The organism is Fervidobacterium pennivorans DSM 9078 (genome assembly GCF_000235405.2).
Lineage (GTDB): Bacteria > Thermotogota > Thermotogae > Thermotogales > Fervidobacteriaceae > Fervidobacterium > Fervidobacterium pennivorans.
The window spans coordinates 1167235-1187336 of the sequence record NC_017095.1 but is presented as its reverse complement, the minus strand read 5'-3'; the positions used below and the strand labels follow the sequence as shown (position 1 = coordinate 1187336).

Annotated in this window: 17 protein-coding genes and 2 pseudogenes; 14 read left to right on the top strand and 5 right to left on the bottom strand. The window is 37.5% G+C overall.

From position 1 onward, the window contains the following. Positions 1-73: 73 nt before the first annotated feature. Positions 74-1632, top strand: a pseudogene (locus FERPE_RS05525) (IS1182 family transposase). Here FERPE_RS05525 and aglA read toward each other — a convergent pair. After that, positions 1598-3007: an alpha-glucosidase AglA gene (aglA, locus tag FERPE_RS05520; protein ID WP_014451667.1), complete on the bottom strand. Its 1410-nt coding sequence runs from the start codon at positions 3005-3007 to the stop codon at positions 1598-1600. The pseudogene FERPE_RS05525 and the gene aglA sit on opposite strands and share 35 nt — an antisense overlap. Before the next feature lie 122 nt (positions 3008-3129). On the opposite strand from aglA, the gene FERPE_RS05515 reads away from it, so the two are divergent. After that, a complete protein-coding gene (locus FERPE_RS05515; RefSeq protein ID WP_014451666.1) occupies positions 3130-4488 on the top strand; it encodes a PP2C family protein-serine/threonine phosphatase in 1359 nt (452 codons plus the stop codon). An 11-nt stretch (positions 4489-4499) separates the two neighbouring features. Here the strand turns inward: FERPE_RS05515 and FERPE_RS05510 are convergent, their stop codons facing one another. After that, positions 4500-5144 carry a pyroglutamyl-peptidase I gene (locus FERPE_RS05510; protein ID WP_014451665.1) on the bottom strand — a complete coding sequence of 215 codons (645 nt, stop codon included), beginning with the start codon at positions 5142-5144 and terminating at the stop codon, positions 4500-4502. Between the two features lie 233 nt (positions 5145-5377). Between FERPE_RS05510 and FERPE_RS05505 the strand changes: the two genes are divergently transcribed. The 12 genes from FERPE_RS05505 (at position 5378) to FERPE_RS05450 (ending at position 16304) form a co-directional block, all read left to right on the top strand. Further along, positions 5378-5644 carry a cupin domain-containing protein gene (locus FERPE_RS05505; protein WP_014451664.1) on the top strand — a complete coding sequence of 89 codons (267 nt, stop codon included), beginning with the start codon at positions 5378-5380 and terminating at the stop codon, positions 5642-5644. A gap of 31 nt (positions 5645-5675) precedes the next feature. Beyond that, positions 5676-6527: a DMT family transporter gene (locus FERPE_RS05500; protein WP_014451663.1), complete on the top strand. Its 852-nt coding sequence runs from the start codon at positions 5676-5678 to the stop codon at positions 6525-6527. A gap of 194 nt (positions 6528-6721) precedes the next feature. Then, positions 6722-7216: an NADH-quinone oxidoreductase subunit NuoE family protein gene (locus tag FERPE_RS05495; RefSeq protein ID WP_014451662.1), complete on the top strand. Its 495-nt coding sequence runs from the start codon at positions 6722-6724 to the stop codon at positions 7214-7216. Next, complete coding sequence (locus FERPE_RS05490) at positions 7213-7590, top strand: (2Fe-2S) ferredoxin domain-containing protein (protein WP_014451661.1); 378 nt, start codon at positions 7213-7215, stop codon at positions 7588-7590. The genes FERPE_RS05495 and FERPE_RS05490 overlap by 4 nt, the downstream gene beginning before the upstream one ends. 16 nt (positions 7591-7606) lie before the next feature. Further along, positions 7607-7912: a (2Fe-2S) ferredoxin domain-containing protein gene (locus FERPE_RS05485; protein WP_014451660.1), complete on the top strand. Its 306-nt coding sequence runs from the start codon at positions 7607-7609 to the stop codon at positions 7910-7912. A 52-nt stretch (positions 7913-7964) separates the two neighbouring features. Continuing rightward, positions 7965-9794: an NADH-quinone oxidoreductase subunit NuoF gene (nuoF, locus tag FERPE_RS05480; RefSeq protein ID WP_014451659.1), complete on the top strand. Its 1830-nt coding sequence runs from the start codon at positions 7965-7967 to the stop codon at positions 9792-9794. 102 nt (positions 9795-9896) lie between these two features. Beyond that, the gene (locus FERPE_RS05475) at positions 9897-10382 is read left to right on the top strand and encodes an NADH-quinone oxidoreductase subunit NuoE family protein (protein WP_014451658.1); all 486 of its coding nucleotides are present in this window, start codon (positions 9897-9899) and stop codon (positions 10380-10382) included. Next, positions 10379-11992 (top strand): NADH-quinone oxidoreductase subunit NuoF, encoded by a 1614-nt coding sequence (gene nuoF, locus FERPE_RS05470; protein ID WP_014451657.1) that lies wholly within the window; start codon positions 10379-10381, stop codon positions 11990-11992. The genes FERPE_RS05475 and nuoF (FERPE_RS05470) overlap by 4 nt, the downstream gene beginning before the upstream one ends. A 752-nt stretch (positions 11993-12744) precedes the next feature. Next, positions 12745-13413 (top strand): ABC transporter permease, encoded by a 669-nt coding sequence (locus tag FERPE_RS05465; protein ID WP_014451656.1) that lies wholly within the window; start codon positions 12745-12747, stop codon positions 13411-13413. A 22-nt stretch (positions 13414-13435) separates the two neighbouring features. Beyond that, positions 13436-14560: a betaine/proline/choline family ABC transporter ATP-binding protein gene (locus FERPE_RS05460; RefSeq protein ID WP_014451655.1), complete on the top strand. Its 1125-nt coding sequence runs from the start codon at positions 13436-13438 to the stop codon at positions 14558-14560. Between the two features lie 46 nt (positions 14561-14606). Further along, positions 14607-15269: an ABC transporter permease gene (locus tag FERPE_RS05455; RefSeq protein WP_014451654.1), complete on the top strand. Its 663-nt coding sequence runs from the start codon at positions 14607-14609 to the stop codon at positions 15267-15269. 153 nt (positions 15270-15422) lie between these two features. Further along, positions 15423-16304, top strand: coding sequence for an ABC transporter substrate-binding protein (locus FERPE_RS05450; protein ID WP_014451653.1), 882 nt, complete (start codon positions 15423-15425; stop codon positions 16302-16304). A 269-nt stretch (positions 16305-16573) separates the two neighbouring features. On the opposite strand, the gene FERPE_RS05445 is transcribed toward FERPE_RS05450, so the two are convergent. From FERPE_RS05445 to FERPE_RS10365, 3 genes and pseudogenes are all read right to left on the bottom strand, one after another. Continuing rightward, positions 16574-17665, bottom strand: coding sequence for a glycosyltransferase (locus FERPE_RS05445; protein WP_014451652.1), 1092 nt, complete (start codon positions 17663-17665; stop codon positions 16574-16576). Positions 17666-17921: 256 nt separating this feature from the next. Further along, positions 17922-19361 carry a lipopolysaccharide biosynthesis protein gene (locus FERPE_RS05440; RefSeq protein ID WP_014451651.1) on the bottom strand — a complete coding sequence of 480 codons (1440 nt, stop codon included), beginning with the start codon at positions 19359-19361 and terminating at the stop codon, positions 17922-17924. Beyond that, positions 19358-19869, bottom strand: a pseudogene (locus tag FERPE_RS10365) (glycosyltransferase); the annotation flags it as partial. The pseudogene FERPE_RS10365 and the gene FERPE_RS05440, both read right to left, overlap by 4 nt. Positions 19870-20102 lie beyond the last annotated feature (233 nt).

Here is a 20102-nt window from a genome sequence, read left to right as displayed (position 1 = left end):
ATAATCTCTTCAAAAGAGGATCCTTTCCAAACAGGATCCTCTTTTTTTTACACAAATAGTAGGAGGAATATACATGCTGACCATCAACAAAGATAAATCACGCAGAGAACAAATCGAATCCGTCTCCATCGAGCAACTCGTCCCTCATGACCACCTCGTCAGAAAAATCGAATCCGCCATCAATTTCGATTTCATCTACGACCTTGTCAAAGACAAGTACTGCCTCAATAATGGCAGACCTAGTATTGACCCCGTTGTGTTAATTAAAATTACCATTATCCAATATATGTTCGGCATAAAATCCATGCGTCAAACCATAAAGGAAATACAAACAAACGTCGCATACAGATGGTTTCTCGGATTCGGGTTTTCTGATACCATCCCTCATTTCAGCACGTTCAGTAAAAACTACGAACGTAGGTTCAAAGGAACCGATTTGTTTGAGCAAATCTTCAACAAAATACTGCAGCAAGCAATCGAGCATGGCTTGGTAAATATGGATGCCGTGTTCATGGATTCAACACACATCAAAGCAAGTGCGAACAAGAAAAAGTACGAGAAGGTATTTGTAGAGGAGCAAACCAAGACATACAAACAAGCTTTAGAAGAAGAAATAAACAAAGATAGGCAAAAACACGGATTGAAGCCTTTGGATTTCACACATGAGAAAGTAAAACTGAAGGAAATAAAAATAAGCACGACAGACCCAGATAGCGGGATGATAAACAAAAATGAAAAAGAACACCAGTTCGGATATTCTGCACACATAGCATGCGATAAGAACGGGATAATACTAAGCTGTATAACAACACCAGCAAATGTCCACGACAGCATGGTGTTTGAGAACTTATTCAATAAAACAAAAAGAACGCTGGCAAATCGAAAAGGGCAGCTTTGGATGCAGGATACAAGACTCCACCGATATGTAAGCTATTGATGGACGAAGGTATAGTCCCGTGCATGCCATACACACGTGCACAACACAAAGAAGGGTATTTCAAAAAAAGACAATTCGTATACGATGAATATTACGATTGCTACATATGTCCACAAGGGCAGATATTAGAATACTCAACAACAAACAGAAAAGGGTACAAAGAATACAAATCGGATCCGAAGGTATGTGAGAAATGTGAAGATTTAGGTAGATGTACAAGCAGTAAGAATCACACGAAGATAATCACCCGACATGTATGGGAAGAATACATGGAAGAAGTAGAGTATTTAAGGCACACGAAAGAATGTAAAGAGTTGTACAAAGAAAGAAGCAAGACGATAGAGAGGGTATTTGCGGACTTGAAGGAGAAGCACGGTATGAGGGTGACGATGCTGAGGGGGATAGAAAAGGTGCACATGCAAGTGTTATTGACTTGCACATGTTTTAACATGAAAAAATTAGCGAATTGGATATGGAAAAAGGGGAAGGGAGGTCCAGGGAAGGGCAAAAATTTGGAAGTTTTATTAGAATTTTTCTCAAAAGTTGTATTGGCGATAATAAAACCCCACCTTTCGTTTATCGAAAAGTGGGGGTTTGTCAACAATCTGAGGCTGGGAGCAATTCCCAGCCTTTTTCAACACTTGCTTACAAGTTATTGTGTTACTCTTGTTCTTCTATTTCCTTTGCCTTTTTAATTACTATCGGGTAAAGTTCGGATATCAGTTTCTCCACCTGCTCACTGCTTTTTGTTCTTGGGTCTCTCTCTAAAATATCGGCTATCAGTTTGACATTCTTGTTTAAGAACGCATCTAAAGCTTGTTTTGCAAGTAAGATTCTTGGTTTTAAATACCAGTTCACAATTCGTTCTGGAACATGAGTTTCTTCAAACTCAAACTTTTCACCACATACCGTAGCGCAGATTTCTACCGCTACATCGTTATCAACGTTCTTAATTTTGCCATTGTTTAAAACATTTACAACAAATCTTCCTGGGGTGTTAGTGACAACACTGTTTATAAACGGTACGTGTTGCTCACCGCTCAACTTTTCACTCAGTATTTCTTTTAGATAATCATCAATAGGTGTGCCGGTTTTTAGCTCATTTATTTTTACTCCACTACGTAACATTTTCGCAAACATATCTATCACATTAACAACTTGCGCTAACTGTTCCACATACCATTTCCATCCTATTTCGGAATCTGCACCACCCCATGGAGCTCCATACCACTTTATTTTAGTTTCCAGATTTCTGTGATATTTCCATGTAGAATTTCTGACGGTATCACCCACTGGGAACAAACCATACATTTTATACATCTCCCAAGCAACTGGTGAAAGCTGGTCATCGAAAGGATTGGAAGGTTTAAATTCTTCGTATTTAACGTTTTGAGCAACTTTTTCGATTTCCTCGTAGAGGTTTTTGCCCTCTTTTGTTGTGAACTTTGTCAACCAAATTCCATGGTTTACTCCACCGACTTGCCATTCGTATTCCGAAACACCTAAGAACTTTGCAAGAGCCTCTACTCCATAGTGTCCGTGACAAAATCCGACCATTTTTATCCCAGTTTGTGTAGAAACAAGTGTTGTACCTTCTAAGACAGGGTTAGCAGCCTGAAGATACCAAGCTTCTGGAGCGTATTTTTCAATTGTTCGGGCTATCTTCAGAAACAAAGTCATTTGATTCCAGTTCGTGAGGTTGAGATAGTCGGATACAAAATTGTAGTTCTGAGCATCTATTCCACGATAATAACCATGCTTTTCACCAATAGACCTGACAAGGTCAAGATATCCATGCCCTCCAGCCATCGCTGTGTTTATAACAAAGTCGGAACCTTCAACAGCACCTTTTATAGTATCAGCAATCTCAAATGTGAGTTTTGCTCCAAAATATTGACTCAGTTCCTTTGCAAGCACCAGAACATTTTCAACTCGTGTTTTGTCGATATCCATGAGCACAATGTTAGAGTCTGAAAGACTGGAAACTTTACAGAAATCCGAGATGATTTTCATTGAAAACACCGCACTCCCAGCACCTATGATACTTACTCTTAACCCTGCTTTACCCATTGAATGCGTCCCCCTTTTTTGTTATTGAGAAGATTGAAGTGTTAATTCTTACAAAAGATATTGTATAATAAAAACTATGAAAGAGTGCTATAGAATCATTGGGAACTTGAGGAGTGGCTAGGATGCCGAGTGATAGTGTTATAATCCTTACAGATAGCCCAAACGTTATAAAAGATACTGCTGAATTACTGCAGTTCGTTGGTTATGATGTCAGTATTGCCTCAGATGTTAGCGCAGCTTTGAAAAGAACCGATGCTCAACTTATTCTTGTTTATTACTGGTTGCTTAGAGACGCGCAAGATGTTGTTAGGTATATTAAGACAACGGTTGAGATAAAGGACTTGCCGGTTATTGTAATAATAGAAGAGAAGAATTACATTACATTGTTGGAATTATACCAGATAGGTATCTCAGACTATATCGAGTTGCCGATTATCGATGTGGAACTTATATCAAAAATAGCTTTGCATATCGAACTCAAAAAGAACAGAGAGAAAATCGAAAGTTTATACAAAGAACTTCGAGAAAGCCTCAATCTTGCCAGTTCACTTCAAACATTAATGTTGCCAGAGCCAGTTCAGGTTTGTAATGGAATTTGGATAACATCGAAATACATGCCTTCCCAAATAGTAGGTGGTGACATTTACGATTACTTCACTGTTAATGAGGATGTTTACCTTTACACAGCTGATATATCTGGCCATGGCATTCAGTCAGCTCTTTTGTGCTCCGCTGTAAAGTCCGTTATTCGTTCAACAGCACAGAGGAATCTAAATATGGCTGATATGATTAACGAGCTTCAGGAAAGTCTAAAGACAGTATTAGGCCACAACTATGTTACTGGGCTTTTTTTAAGAATAAGAGGTAACGAAGTTGAGTACATCAATTGCGGGCACCCACCTTTGATCGTTTACGACGGGCACAGATTCAGTAAGATGATGATGAAGTCCATTTTCCCTATTGGACTTATGGATTATAAATACACTAGTGAAGACTGTGGGCGATTTGAATTACAAAACGGTCTCACTTTTATTGCATACTCAGATGGCTTATATTCCATATTCGAACGAATAAGGTCTTCTGAGGATTCTATGCGTCTATTGTTGGAATTTTTGAACAAAGAAATTTCTGGGATAATGCCTGAAGCCTTGCCGTTTGCAGTGGCAAATGCTCTCAAAAAGAGATATTCAGAATTACCTGATGACTATTCATTTGTTGCCTTTGGACGTAGTCAGGGGATAAACTACTATTCGGAGAATTCAAAGTACGAAACGATACCTTTTGACCAGAACATGAAAGAATTAGTGAACGAAATTCTTTTGGGGGTGAGCGGAGATAACTATACTCTCTTGATTAATGACCACGAGAGATATTGGTCAATAGTAACCAAAAATGTTGAAATTGGACGAATTTTGAGAAAACTTCCTATGAGCATAACGATGAGCTTTGGTGCTGTTGAATGTGTGAAGTTGTTCAAATAAAACTAAGAAAATTAGATAAAGCGCTCGATGTTCTCCAGTAGCAGTCTGATGGCTTTTGTTTGTAGCTCAAGCGACATGGAAGGTATGTTCTCTGTCTTACCCTCTTTGCTTGCTACCTGCTCAGGTAAAAAAGGAAGGTGTATAAACAATACGTGCTTTGGTATACCAAAAGTTTTTGAATGGTGGAGTGAATAATAGTAGACCTCATTACAAATGTACTGACCCGCTGTGTAAGAAACAAAAGCGGGAATTTTTTTTGAATTCAGAAAATTAGCGATTTCCCTTACGTTGATACGTGTCATATATCCATCAGGACCGTTCTCCAAGATGGGAGTTTCTCTTTTTATGACTCCATCATTGTCAGGATGCCTCGAGTCGAGTAAATTTATCGCAACTCGTTCAATTCTTATTCCGGAAGTTCCACCGGCTTGCCCTAAATGCAGCACGAAGTCTACATGATGATCCTTGTAATACTCTTCAAGCACTTTAGTACTTTTCTCGTAACTGACAGGCAGTATCAATGTCTCAATATGTATATTTTGAAAGTGCCTTTTCGACAGTCTCTTTACGATTTGCATACTCGGATTGACTTTCTCACCTCCAAAAGGTTCAAAGCCAGTAAGAAGAATTGTTTGTTTCCTGTTTCCAGAGTCCATAATCCACTCCCCTCCCAGGTTGTATTGTAGTTGCATTGTAAGAGAGACAATTCAAAAAGAATTCTACCTTACTTTTCTTTGCTTTGTCAAACATTAGGGAAATCAAAGTAGGTCTAAGACGTTGTGATTATTTTCCCAAATATTAACAAATTCTTGATTAACATAAACTAACAGTTGCTGTACAATAAATCTGGACTACTTGATTAAAAATTTCACTAAGAGGGGGTTCTGTTATGCAAAAGGTCAGAATTTGGAAACCGACAGAGAAAGAAATCAAAGAAGCAAAAAAATGGAGTACATGGAGCAAAGAAGAAAGTACTTTTGATTGGTATTACGATGAGCCTGAACAGTTTTACGTAGTTGAAGGTGAAGTTGAAGTTGAGCTCGATGATGGAACAAAGGTAAATTTTGGAGCAGGAGATATGGTACGTTTTGAAGGTGGCGTATCTTGCACCTGGCATGTGAAGAAACGGATTTTTAAACATTATAAAATTGGATAATGAGAAAATTGCATAGGTGGAAGATGACTCTATGAGTAACGAGCAGAAAAGTCGTAAAGTTTTGGCCTACATCTTTTTATCAATCACATTGCTTGCTTTTTCAAGTATAGAAGTTGTATCCAAGCCCTTGATGGGCAAGGTAGACCCATTTTTCATGACTTCCTTCCGCTTTTTAATTGGCGGACTTTTTCTGATACTATTTGTTAAGCAAGACCCGGATGTAAAAGATGTACTTCCAATCACAATTATAGGTGCACTTAACAGTGTTATTTCTATGACCTCGCTACAGTTAGCAGTGAAATATTCGAATGCTTCAACTGCCGCGACTCTTGTTGCAAGTAACCCTATTTTTGTTTCATTATTTGCATCAGTTATCTTGCAAGAGAAGTATCCATTGAGAAAATATATTGGTATCGGACTTGGTTTTATTGGTATATTTATTTTCAGCTTGGGAAAAATTAAAGGTGATTCGTGGCTTGGCATATTCTTTGGTATTCTTGCCGCCTTAACTTTCGGACTTTACACTGTTTTAATGAAAAAATATACAAAAAAATACGGTCCTTTACTTGTTACGGCTTATTCGTCACTTTGTTCTAGCTTTGTATACATAGCCTTACTTGTGGCTTTTGGAAAATTCAATATTCCCACTCAAATCAACTTCGCTGGTTGGATAATTCTTATCTATTTAGGTCTCATTGTTACCGGAGTTGCTTATCTTACTTATTTTAAAGCCATGGAGACACTTGGTGCAACACAATCTAGCAGGGTATTCTTCCTAAAACCTGTAGTCGCAACTATTTTCGCACTAATTTTACTTGGAGAAACTTTAAGTATTTTCAAAATCTTGGGAATGTTAATCGTGCTTATTTCACTAGCTCTTTGAGTGAAAGAAGTAAAACAAAGATGTTTTTTTATTTTAAGAACCTTGTGAAAAAAAGCATAAGTAATAGAAAAAGTTGAATAACTTGCAAAAAAGAAAGAAATCTCCAGAAGATGCCAATTAGATACTCTTTTACAATGGTGAACTTTGCGCATTATCATGTTATAATAATCACGAAGTGTGAAGGAGGGATGTGTGTGGCCGTATGTGAGCAACACAAGGAACTTTACGAAGAACTGGACGCTTATATCGAAAAGGTTAAAGACAAACCAGGTATGCTTATAGGTGTTCTTCACAAAGCACAAGAACTTTTTGGTTGGTTACCGCAGGAAGTTCAAGAGCATATAGCGGAGAAGTTGAACGTTCCAGTATCTGAAGTTTATGGTGTTGTGACGTTCTACAATTTCTTCTCCACCAAGCCAAAAGGTAGATATCAAATAAAGGTTTGCCTTGGAACCGCTTGCTATGTTAAGGGCGGTGACAGGGTAATGGAAAGGTTCTTAGAAGAACTAGGTGTGAAGGCAGAGGAAGTAACGGAGGATGGGTTGTTCTCTGTTCATCCAGTGAGATGTCTCGGAGCTTGTAGTATGGCACCAGTTGTTTTGATTGGTGAAAAAGATTTCTATGGAAAAGTAACTCCCGACATGGTTAGTAAAATCATTGCTGCGTACAGGAGGGGTGGGTCGCAATGAGTAAAGTAAAGAGCTTGGAAGAATTAATGAAAATTAAAGAACAAGCACTTCAAAATATCAAGATGAGGGAAGCAGGAAAAAGAGGAAAGATTGTCGTTGCGATGGGTACATGTGGAATTGCAGCAGGTGCGAAGGATACGTTGAAAGCAATAGTTGAGTATCTAAATGAAATGAAAATAGACGATATAGCAGTTGTGCAATCCGGTTGTATGGGCTTGTGTGAAGTTGAACCAACAATAGAAGTTGCTCTTGAAGGTCAAGAACCAATAGTCTACGGGAATGTGACTCCAGAAAATGCAAAGAGAATAATTCAGTCACACGTACTTGAAGGAAAAGTCGTTTCAGACTTGGTTGTTAAAAGAGGCGAAGTTTAAAAAAAGGTGGTTGCAAATGGTAGAAATTCACGTTTGTGTAGTAGGCTGCTGCAAAGAAAATGGAGGTTTGAACATACGCGATGAGTTTTTAAGACTGGCAAAACAGATGGGATTTCAAGAAGAGGTTAAGATTGTGGAAGCCGAATGCTTGGGAACATGCAAATACAGACCATCCGTGATGGTTACTGACGGTGAAAAGAAATACTATTATGGGATGATGAACACCGACGTAGTTAAAGATATCCTCAAATACCATCTGGGACTGATAAAAGATACAAAGACGTTCGAAAATAATTTAGTGAAAGTGGAAACGGATAAGTAAAAGTATTACGAACTTACTGAGATTACTTTCTTAGTTTGGGGAGGCGAAAGGCGTGGCGCTTAAGACTAATACAATACTAATCTGTGCTGGTGGTGGCTGTATATCCGCTGGCGAAGAGAGTGTAAAACAGGCTTTTGAGAGAAAGTTAAAAGAATATGGGCTTGACTCCGTAGTTTCGATTGTTGAGACCGGTTGTATGGGTGCATGTAGTTTGGGTCCACTTGCAGTTATTTACCCAGATGGAGTCTATTATCAAAAACTCACACCGAAGGCGGCAGAGAAAATAGTAGAGGAGCACATATTAAAAGGTCGTGTTGTTCCCGAATATCTGTTTGAAGGAGAAAAAGAAAAACTTACAATACAGGAAAAAACATCAACAGAAATCCCGTTCTTCGCCAAGCAAGTCAAAATAGCTCTGAGAAACGTTGGGGTCATTGACCCACTGAGTATTGAAGAATACATTGCACGAGATGGTTATTTTGCACTGCACAAGGCACTCACACAGATGACACCAGAGGAAGTTATAAAAGAAATTAAGGACAGCGGTTTGAGAGGTAGAGGTGGAGCGGGATTCCCAACAGGTTTAAAATGGGAATTAGCAAGACAGCAGAAATCAGATGTTAAATACATGATTTGTAACGCTGACGAGGGTGACCCAGGAGCTTTCATGGATAGGTCTATCCTCGAAGGTGACCCACATTCAATAGTTGAGGCAATGACTATTGCTGGATATGCGATAGGTGCGCAAAAAGGGTTTGTCTATGTGCGAGCGGAATACCCACTTGCAATTGAACGACTTCAAAGAGCAATAGAAATGGCACACGAGTATGGCTTCCTTGGAGAAAACATCTTCGGAACTGGTTTTTCGTTCGATATCGAAATAAGAATTGGTGCAGGAGCATTTGTGTGTGGTGAAGAAACGGCTTTGATGCACTCGATTGAAGGAAAACGCGGTCAGCCAAGAGTCAAGCCTCCGTTCCCTGTTCAAAAAGGTCTTTGGGGCAAGCCTACGGTCATAAACAATGTTGAAACACTTGCGCTTGTTCCACCAATAATTCTCAAAGGAGCTTCATGGTTCAGACAATACGGAACTGAAAAGTCACCTGGAACGAAGGTATTTGCACTTGCGGGTAAGATTAAAAACACAGGTCTTGTCGAAGTACCAATGGGAATCACACTAAGGGAGCTACTTTACGATATTGGAGGAGGTCATCCACAAGGAAAGCAGATAAAGGCTGTCCAAACGGGTGGACCAAGTGGTGGAGTTATCCCGGCCGAGTTCTTTGATACTCCTGTGGACTATGAATCGCTTGGTAAACTCGGAGCCATAATGGGTTCTGGTGGTATGATTGTGCTTGACGAAGACGATTGTATGGTAGATGTTGCAAAATTCTTCTTGGAATTCACAGTTGATGAGTCTTGTGGTAAATGTACACCGTGTCGTGAAGGAACAAAGGTCATGTACGATATACTCGACAGAATCACAAAAGGCGAAGGAACGATGGAGGATATAGAAAAGCTCGAGCAATTAGCTCAGGTGATAAAAGACTCATCCTTGTGTGGTCTTGGTCAAACTGCACCAAATCCAGTTTTGTCGACACTCAAATACTACAGGCACGAATACGAAGCACATGTGAAAGAAGGGAAATGCCCGGCTAAGAAATGTAAAGCTTTCATAAGCTACGTGATAGATTCAGAGAAGTGTGTAGGTTGTACCGCGTGTGCAAGAGTATGTCCAGTAAATGCAATACACGGTGAGGTAAGAAAGGTTCACGAAATCGACCAAGAAGCATGTGTACGGTGCGGTAGCTGTATCGAAGTTTGTAGATTCGGGGCAATTAGCAAGGTAACACCAGCGATAGTGGGAAGCGTCACGAAGTAACAAAAAAAGGTGAGCCCCCGTTATGAGGGAGGCTCACCTTTGTTTATTAGATCTTTTGATTTTTGCAAGCTTTCTAATTTTTCATTCGGGGAGGGAAGGTGTGTGGATCGCGCGACTTTAAGAAATATAATCGATGAGTTGAAAAGCGAACAACTTGAAGAACAGGATATACTAATTTACTTGCTTCATAAAGTCCAAGATTACTACCAAAGTCATTACATACCACCTGAAGTAGGTGAAATGATAGCTGAAGAACTGAATGTCCCACCTTCAAAGGTCTACGAAGTGCTCACCTTCTACACGATGTTCTCTACAAAACCTAGAGGAAAGTATATCATCCGTGTTTGCACCAGCTTGCCATGCCATGTGCCTGGAGGACGGGAGATTGTTGAGTATCTGAAAAAGAAACTCGGTGTGGACTTTGGTGAGACTACAAAAGATGGGCTCTTTACATTGGAAGAGACAGGTTGTCTTGGCTTGTGTGGGGTATCTCCTGTGATAATGATTAATGACCAATACTATGGAGATTTAACAGTAGAAAAAGTTGAAGAGATTATCGAAAGCCTCAAGGGCGGTGATGCGAAATGACACCAATTACCGTTCTGGTTTCTGTGGATAGTAACAGCATCCTTTTAGGAGCAAGAGAATTTGCAAACTATTTGAGAACGTTGATAAAAGAGTATAATCTAGATTCTCTTGTAAGTGTTTTAGAAACAGTGGCAATAGGGGCATACGATGGTGTTGTTATGCATGTTCTACCGGATGATGTTTATTACGTCGTCAAGTCAAAAGAGCATGTAAAAAAGATAGTGGAAGAACATTTACTCAAAGGTAGGCAGGTTTGGGATTTGACAGTTGATAAATCTAAGCTAAAGCCCGGTGAAAAATTCCAAGTCAAAGAATATAGAATTGTCACAAGGAATATAGGTGTCATCGATCCCAAGAACATAGAAGAGTACATTGCAAGAGACGGTTACTTTGCGCTTTCCAAAGCGCTCCAAATGAAACCCGAAGAAATCATAAACGAAATAAAAGCAAGTGGGTTACGTGGCCGTGGTGGTGCAGGCTTCCCGACCGGATTGAAATGGGAGTTCACAGCAAAGGCACAATCAGACCAGAAATACATAGTCTGTAATGCTGACGAAGGTGAACCTGGAACATTCAAAGACAGATTAATCATGGAAGGTGACCCACACTCAATAATCGAAGCCATGATTATAGCAGGATACGCTGTTGGAGCAACGAAAGGGTATATATACATACGTGGTGAGTACTACAATTCCGTTGAGAATCTAAGAAAAGCGATTAAGGATGCATATGAATACGGATTCCTTGGAGAAAACATTCTCGGTAGTGGTTTCAACTTTGATTTGACCGTAAGACTTGGTGCAGGTGCTTACGTATGCGGTGAAGAGACTGCGTTGCTCGAGTCGATTGAAGGTAAAGCTGGTAGACCGAGGTTGAAACCTCCTTATCCACCTCAGGTAGGTCTATTCGGCAAACCTACGGTGATAAATAATGTGGAAACATTGGCGAATGTTCCACAGATAATACTGAACGGCGCTGAATGGTTCAGAAGCATAGGGACTCCTAACTCGCCAGGTACAAAGGTCTTCTGTTTAGTTGGAGATGTTAACAGGCGTGGAATGGTCGAACTACCCATGGGTGTTACTGTCAGAGAAGTGCTCTATGGATTTGGTGGAGGAATAAAAGGCGGAAGAGAACTGAAGATGGTCCAAACAGGAGGACTGGCTGGAACATTCATCGGACCAGATAAACTTGATACACCACTCGATTATGATTCAATGAAGAATTATGGTGTCAGCCTTGGTTCCGGTGTCATACTTGCTATCGATGATACTCACTGTGCTGTGGATATCGCTCTCAACGTTATGGAATTTTTCAGACACGAGTCTTGTGGTAAATGTACTCCGTGTAGAGAAGGAACAAAAGTTGCGTGCGATATTCTTGAAAAAATGACGAAATTCCAAGGAACTGAAGAAGATTTGAAATACCTTGAGCAGATAGCTTACGTCACAGCAGATTCCTCTTTCTGTGGACTTGGACAGAGTATCAATGTGCCGTTGCTTTCGCTAATTAACAACTTTAGGGAAGAATTCGAAGCACACATAAAAGACAAAATATGCTATGCAGGACTTTGCAAAGAAGTAAAACCAAAGAAAGCGACTGTAAAATAAGAAGGTACAACAATAGAATCTTTAAGCATCTTAAAAAAGCCGTCTCTCTTGAGACGGCTTTTTGCTCACTATAGTATATTTACCTTAAATCTAGAACTTCCTTACTTGTTCAAGCAAACTGTTAGCTATAGAACTCATCTCTTCTGCAGCACTACTTAACTCTTGGCTTGCCTTCGCTTGTTGTCATTTCTTGTGTTGCTGCACTCTGCTTTTGTGAACTTCCAGGCAATCCTTCTATCTGCTGATACCACTTCGACCACACTAACTGTCTCTATTAGCACGCCACTTGCTTTTTATGCGCCATTTTGTATCCTGAAAGCATCTGACCTATCTTATTGACATAGTGCCTAACTGATATTTACAAAGGTCTGGTTATAGTGTTCGACGCAATCATGTTCAAAATCATCTCAAATAAAAGAATAACAACGATGCTCAAGGTGTTTAACACTGTAAAAAAAGTTATTTTGTTAACATTTCGTAATATATCTACAACCAAGGTTGACAATCCATCTTTTTTTTTGATAGTATATTTAATGGCGCCTATATAAAATGTTATATATACGTGGATGTGTTACGTTGAAACGAGAAACTTTTAAATATTTTGAATTATTTGTAATTACGGGCTAAAATTTGTCGATTTATGCACTACTGTCTTATGGTGCCGGCACTTTAGAAGATGACTAACTTTAATTTCTTGCAAATAACTAAAATGTGGATGTATATAAATTTTATCTTAGTAAGGAGGGATGGATTTGAACTTTCTTGAGTATTTAATTAAAAACAATCAGCTTATCTTAAGACATCTGTTGCAACATCTCAAGATAATAGGCATAGCAATTCCACTTGCTATAGCCATTGCAGTGCCTGTAGGTATATATATTTCCCATCATAAAAAGATTGAAGCTGTTGTTCTTTACATTTCCAGTGTGCTGATGACGATTCCCAGTCTTGCTTTATTTGGAATAATGGTTGTTTTGCTTGCACCTTTTAACGCTGGAATTGGAATTGTTCCTGCCGTAGTTGCGGTGATTGTATATTCTTTGTTACCTATGATTAGAAATACATTAGTTGCTATAAGAACGGTTAGTCCTGCGATTATAGAAGCAGCAAAAGGAATGGGTATGACCAGTAGTCAAATTCTTTTTAAGATCCGGTTACCTTTGGCTTTGCCTATTATTATGGCAGGCGTAAGGAATGCCGCAGTTATGGGTGTCGGGGTCACCACTGTAGCATACTTAATTGGAGCAGGAGGCCTTGGATACTTCATTTTTGGTGGCTTGAGCAGGTCAAGACTCGAGATGATTCTTTTAGGAGCTATTTTAGTTGCAGCTCTGGGTGTTGGCGTTAATTATGGGCTTCTTGCGATTGAAAATGCCTTGACATCAGAAGGGTTAAAAATAGAGAGAAAAACCAATAAATAATGATTTGAAAGGAGTTGAGAAAGTGGCAATAGAATTGATTGATTTAAAAAAATACTATCCTGATGGTACAAAAGCGGTGGATGGTTTAAATCTGACGATTGAGAATAACAAACTGACGATTTTGATAGGTCCATCCGGTTGTGGAAAGACAACCACTTTGAAGATGATTAACAGGTTAATTGAGCGTACTGGTGAAGACATTAGATTCGATGGAACTTCTATTGATGAGATTGACCCCATTCAATTGAGAAGAAGCATAGGTTATGTTATTCAGGATGTCGGTTTGTTTCCACACATGACTGTATTTGAAAACATTGCAGTTGTTCCAAGGTTATTGAAATGGGATGAAGAAAAGATAAGAAAGAGAGTTAATGAGCTTTTAGAGTTAGTTAATCTTGACCCGGAGATTTACAGAGATAGATACCCTGCTCAACTATCCGGAGGGCAAAAGCAACGTGTAGGAATTGCAAGGGGATTAGCAGCTGATCCAGATATACTTTTGATGGATGAACCGTTTGGAGCTATCGACCCGATCAATCGAGAAAAGCTTCAAGACGCGCTTCTCGAAATTCAAGATCAACTTAAAAAAACCATTGTCTTTGTTACCCACGACATAAGAGAGGCAATTAAACTTGGAGATAAAATTGCCATATTAAATCAGGGCAAATTGGTGCAGTATGATGATACTGAAGAAATTCTCCGTAATCCAAAAAATGAATTTGTGGAAGAGCTTCTCGGTTCTGATAGAGTTTTAAGAAGCTTAGAAATAACGGAAGTTAGAGAGTATTACAAAAAAGATTTCAACGTGATTGAACTTAGCGACAATTTAAAAATAAAGGATGTACTGGAAGAAATGAACAAAAAAAATGCCACATATCTATTCGTTGTTGATAAAAAGGGAAGGTTTTTGGGATATGTGTCCAAGAAGTTCATAGAAAAAGTAAAAGAGGATCGAGATTTGAGGAAACTAATAAAACAAATTGAAACTGTCAGGCCTAGTTCGAATCTTTTAGAAGCGATGTCTATAATGATGTCATCTGGATTATCTGTCGTTCCAGTTGTTAACGATAAGGTTCAAATCTTGGGTGTGTTACGCCTTAGAGATTTACTCGATGTTTTTGAAAGTACGGGAGAAGATAGTATATAAAAAGATTAAAAAAAGCTTTGATGTAGATATATGAGGAGTGATGTGTATGTACGATAGTGTGTTCGATTTTTGGATGCAAAATATTGACAATTTAATGCACCAATTATGGCAAACACTATTTTTATTCTCTGTTTCTTTATCAATTTCTATAATAGTGGGATTAGCAATAGCTATTTATGTAACCAGACCAGGTAGAGAAAAAGCTAGAACTTTTGCATTATCCATTACTGGAGTTGGTCAAGCTGTACCGAGTATTGCGGTTTTAGCATTGACATTTCTCTTTTTAGGAATTGGAGCTCGAACAGCCATTTTTGCGCTGGTTGTATACAGTTTGGTGCCAATAGTATTTAACGCTGCTTCGGGGCTAATAAGCGTACCCGCGCAAATAAAAGAAGCTGCCAGGGGCATGGGAATGACTGATAGACAAATCTTGTGGAAAGTTGAAATACCTATGAGTTTCCCGGCAATAGCTGCTGGAATAAGAAGTGCTGCTACAATCAATATCGGTACTACGGCCGTGGCATCTGCTATTGGAGCAGGGGGATTTGGAGAGACAATTTTTATTGGCTTGCGTTTGATGAGTTCTGAAATGATACTTGGTGGAGCTATTCCATTAGCTTTGCTGGCAATTATCGTTGATATATTGCTCTCTATTCTTGAGAAAAAACTTACTTCTCCAGGGCTACAACTTAATAAATCTACAGAATAGTTATCCATTCCTAATTGCTTTTTGGCCTTTTTAACTGAAAGGGGGGGATGTTTTGTGAAAAAACTAATAGGAGAGCATTCTTTTAGTTAGCATGGATTTTTAAAAATAACGGGCTGGAATTATCACCATCAAAAATAATAGGAGGTGTTTTCCATGAGAAAGTTATTACTGGTTGTTTTGTTAATCGTAGGAATTTCCCTTACATTTGCAGCACCGAAAATTAAAGTGGGAGGAAAGAATTTTACAGAACAATTCATTGTGAGTAACATGATAGCTAAATTACTTGAAGAGGCAGGATTTAATGTAGAGCTATACACAGGGATGAGCTCTTTTGCCGCAAGAAAGGCTTTAGAAACTGGTCAAGTAGACATATATGCTGACTATACTGGAACCGCATGGGTTGCCTACCTTAAGCATAAAACTGTTATTCAAGATCCTTTGAAACTTTACGAGGCAGTGAAAAAGGAAGATTTTGAGAAAAATCGTATAGTATGGCTTGATATGTGTGGTTTTAACAACACTTATGCACTTGCTGTAAAAAGGGAATTTGCTGAGAAAAACGGTATAAAATCAATATCGGACCTTGCTAAATACGAAAAGAACCACGATCTTATCTACGGAGTTGATTATGAATTCTTCCAAAGACCAGATGGCTTTATGAAAATGGCTGAAGTTTATGGAATGAGTGTAAAAAAGAACCAGGTAAAAACGATGGAAGTTGGTTTAACCTATGAAGCACTCTATAACGGACAAATAGATGTAGCTATGGTATTTTCTACTGATGGAAAATTGATGAAATATAATTTGGTTGTACTTGAAGACGATAAGCAATTCTTCCCACCATACAATTTAGTTCCAACAGTGAGAAAAGAAGTTCTTGATAAATATCCTCAAATTAGAGATATAGTCAGACCGCTTTCATTGTATCTCAACCAGAATATAATGATCAGATTAAACTACCTTGTTGATGTTGAAGGATATGAACCCCCAGAAGTAGCAGAGATGTTCCTTAAAGGTTTAGGTTTAATTAAGTAATCAATTGATACGATTGGGAGCTTGAACTAACGAAAAACAACTAAAAACAACTAAGGCAGGTGGTTCGCTTATGAACCACCTGCCTTTTATCCTTTTATCTTTTCACGTTGTGTCAAACAAATTGTGCTTCTTAATATACTTCCCATTAACAACGATTATTTCTTTTTCTGGATAATCATTTCTAAAAGTGAATTTATGCGTTTTTCAATATATTTTCTTCATCTCTTGTAGGAATGACTATTGATACTTTTTTCATATCTTTTCCCCCATCATTTTAAAACAAAATCCACAAATTCTTTTTCTTTTTCTTCATTCCAAACAAATTTATCTTTGTGCTTTTTTATGTTCTCAATGAGTAAGTGATAGTTCTCATATGCTTTAAGTATCTTTTCTACTGACTCATCTACGTTATTGGAATTTATAACTACTCCTATGCCATACTTTTCCACCAATTTTGCCATTGAAACAAATGTATCTTTTACTATTACAGGTGTTTCTGCCGCAATAGAATCAAAAAATTTATGGGGTAATGCTAGAGTATCATTTTTATACCTCTCATCATTTACAGTTTGATATGAAATAAGTGAAAATGAAGCCTTTGAAAGTTCTTTCATCATCTGTTCATAGGGTAGAAAATTCGTATAAATATGCGGTATATCATTGAAGAGGTTAGAGTCCATTCCAATAATTTTAAATGTAAAGCCATTTTCTATAAGCTTTTTTAAAATTTCTTTTTCTTTAATTAGTGGTCTAGAGATTTTCCCAACAAATACAATTTCTTTTGTTTTTGTCTCGTGATTTACTGAAAAAGAAGCAAAATTTGGAACGACTAATGATTCTTTTTTTAACTTCGTTTTTTCTAAAATATCATTTTTAGTTTCTTCTGATACAAATATTAATTTGTCTGAAAATTCTATTTGTTTTTTAAAAATTTTCCACATTATATTTATTTTCAGATTTTTTATACTTCCTTTCAATGAGTTTAAGAAGCTTTCTGGGTGATATTCATGAATATCAAAAACAACCTTCTTTTTTCTTTTTTTTGCTATTTTAAAAGGAAGAACGGGTTTAGTTTCAGGAAAATGATGCATGTAAAGTATATCGTAATCATAATTCTTAATTATATTAACTATAATGTTATCAAGATTTATTCTGTTTTTTATTTTAATGTGAAGTTTGGCTTTAACACCTTTTGTGTATTTTATAGGTATGTATGTTATGTTATTTTCTGTATATTTTTCTTCATTTTCATCTGTCCAGTATTGATAAATTATTTTACATTCTTTTGCTAAACTTTTTACTGTTCTGAATACTCTTTTGTCATATTTTGGATGTAAGTATCCTATTAATAAAACTGTCATATTATCACCTCGTTTGAGTATAAAAAATCTTAGTTCTGGTTTTGTGTCCTTCAAGGTGCTTCTAGTTCACTTTTAAAGTTAGAAGCACCTTTGTCAACAGTCTAAGCCACCTCGAAAGGTAGCTATTCAATCAATAAGAAAAATTAAAAAGGACTGTAGTGTAATAGATATAACTTCTAAAACAAAATAGATTATTTATCTTGTCACTGCTTAGCAATTTATTCAATATTGATTGGGAAATTGTTTTTAATAAGAATTATTTGTTAACAAACTTAGCTTTTAAAGATTTTGAAATTTTTTGAGTTTTCATTAAATACTTCAATTCTTTATGATACAATAATAAAACTACTAAAATACCAACCAAGGCTGATAAAATTGTTTCTAAAGTACTGCGCCTAAATGTTCCTATCAGAGCAACTATAACTATTACTATATTACTAACTACTATCTTACTTAAATCATATTTTACATCGTATAATCTTTTTGAAATTAAAGTTCTCATTGAAAAAAATACTATATAAGAAAGCCCTGTCGATATAGCGGCACCTTTTCCTCCAAGAATTGGAACTAACAGAGTATTTCCTACAAAATTTGCCAGTGCACTTGTTGCTGCTATCACAATATGCCAGTATGTTTTCTTTTTGAAGTTTATACCCATTACAGTTGTTTCTGATATGGTATACATTATGGGCATCAGTATCAAAAAAGGAGCAATGTAAGACGCTTCTCTGTAACTTTTGGCAAACAAAAGAAAGATTATATCTTTGAACCCAATTACCAGTAATCCAAATATATACATAACGAGCGAAACAACCAGAAATGCCTTTCTGTAAAAATCTTTATTTTCCGGCTCTTTGGAGTATTTTTCATACGCGACTGGAACCCAGTATGTTGTGAATCCAGTCTGAATCAAGTTCATTACCGACACCAATTTGAACGCAGCCGTATACAATCCCATTTCGTTGAAGGTTGAATAGTACCTTAACGAGATTCTGTCCATGGATGTAAAAAGCCAGGTTATCAGAAAAGTTGGGATGAAGGGTAAACCATAACTGAGGTATTTCTTGATATTTGAAACATTAACTCTGGAAATTTTTCTGTTTTCCTTATCGGTAAGAAGACCGTACAATAATGCTGCAATGTTCCCACCTATTTGACCAGCTATTATTGCATAAAAATCCGCTGAAATGAACTTTGCATACAGTATGGTGATAATGACATTGAATAAAGCAGAAATAATTTGAATGGCTGAAAAAACCAAACCTCTCTTTTGCATCCTCACTGATAACTCATTGAATCTTTGAAACAGTCCGGTGATTAAACTCAATGATAGAAACCATCCTATAAAGGGATAGTGAATCTGAAACAAAAAGGTGCTTGTTTTCCCTTCGAATACTATAAATACTGAAGAAATAAGAATTGAAATTAGAAAGGGAAAAAGAATGCATTCCCAGAATAAACTTCCTCTTTCTTCCTCTTCTACCTCGTTGTAGAATCTGACAAAGCTCTGATCCAGACCTATCGTGGATATTATTAAAGAGATATTGTAAACCAAAGTAAACATTGAGGCTTTGCCGAATTCTTCTGGAACAATAAGATAACTTATTATTGGTGTAGAAACAAAACTAATTACTGCTCTAAGCCATGTGCCTATTGAAAAGGAAAAAAAGCCTTTTATGTAATTTTTTATTGTCAAACGTTTTCACCTCTTTTTGCTATGACTTCTTCGTAGATTTTCATTTCCTTTTCACTTATCTTTTTCCATGTGTATTCCTTTGCCCTCTGTATTAACCTGTCTGGATCGTATCCGTTTTTCAGCACTTCAACAACTTTCTTTTCTACTCGGAAGTACCGTAACATCCATTGCGTTCATATAAATCACCACTTCATGTTGACTTAACCTGCCAGTGAAAATAACGTCTAGTCGTTTTTCTTTTGCTTCTTGTTCCATCTTCTTTCTTAAGTACCCATCTCCGACGACAATGAATTTGGCGTTTTCAACTTTTTGTCTTATTCTGTCGAATATTTTAACCAATTTGTCTGCGCGTTTTATCTCTATTAGATTTTCCACGAAACCCACGTACTTGTATCCCTCTGTATATATGCCCAGCTGTTTCCTTACTTCGTTTTTGTCCAAAGGTTTAAAAGTTCGGAATAACTACCTCATTTATACCTGAATAACCGTAACTCTTTGCCTTTTCCAATTGTAGATATAATCAGAGCCACACTGTAGACAAAGGTAAGCATTGAAGCCTTTCCGAACTCCTCGCGAACGATCAAATAGCTTACCACTGATGTGGTAATAAAACTAATCATCGCCTTCAACCACGTGCCCAACGAAAAGTGAGAAGGCCCTTTATGTAACTTATTAGCAAATCTTTCCACCTCTTTGTTTCTGTACTTTTGGCTCACATATGTTCTAAGTCCTCTCTTCTCG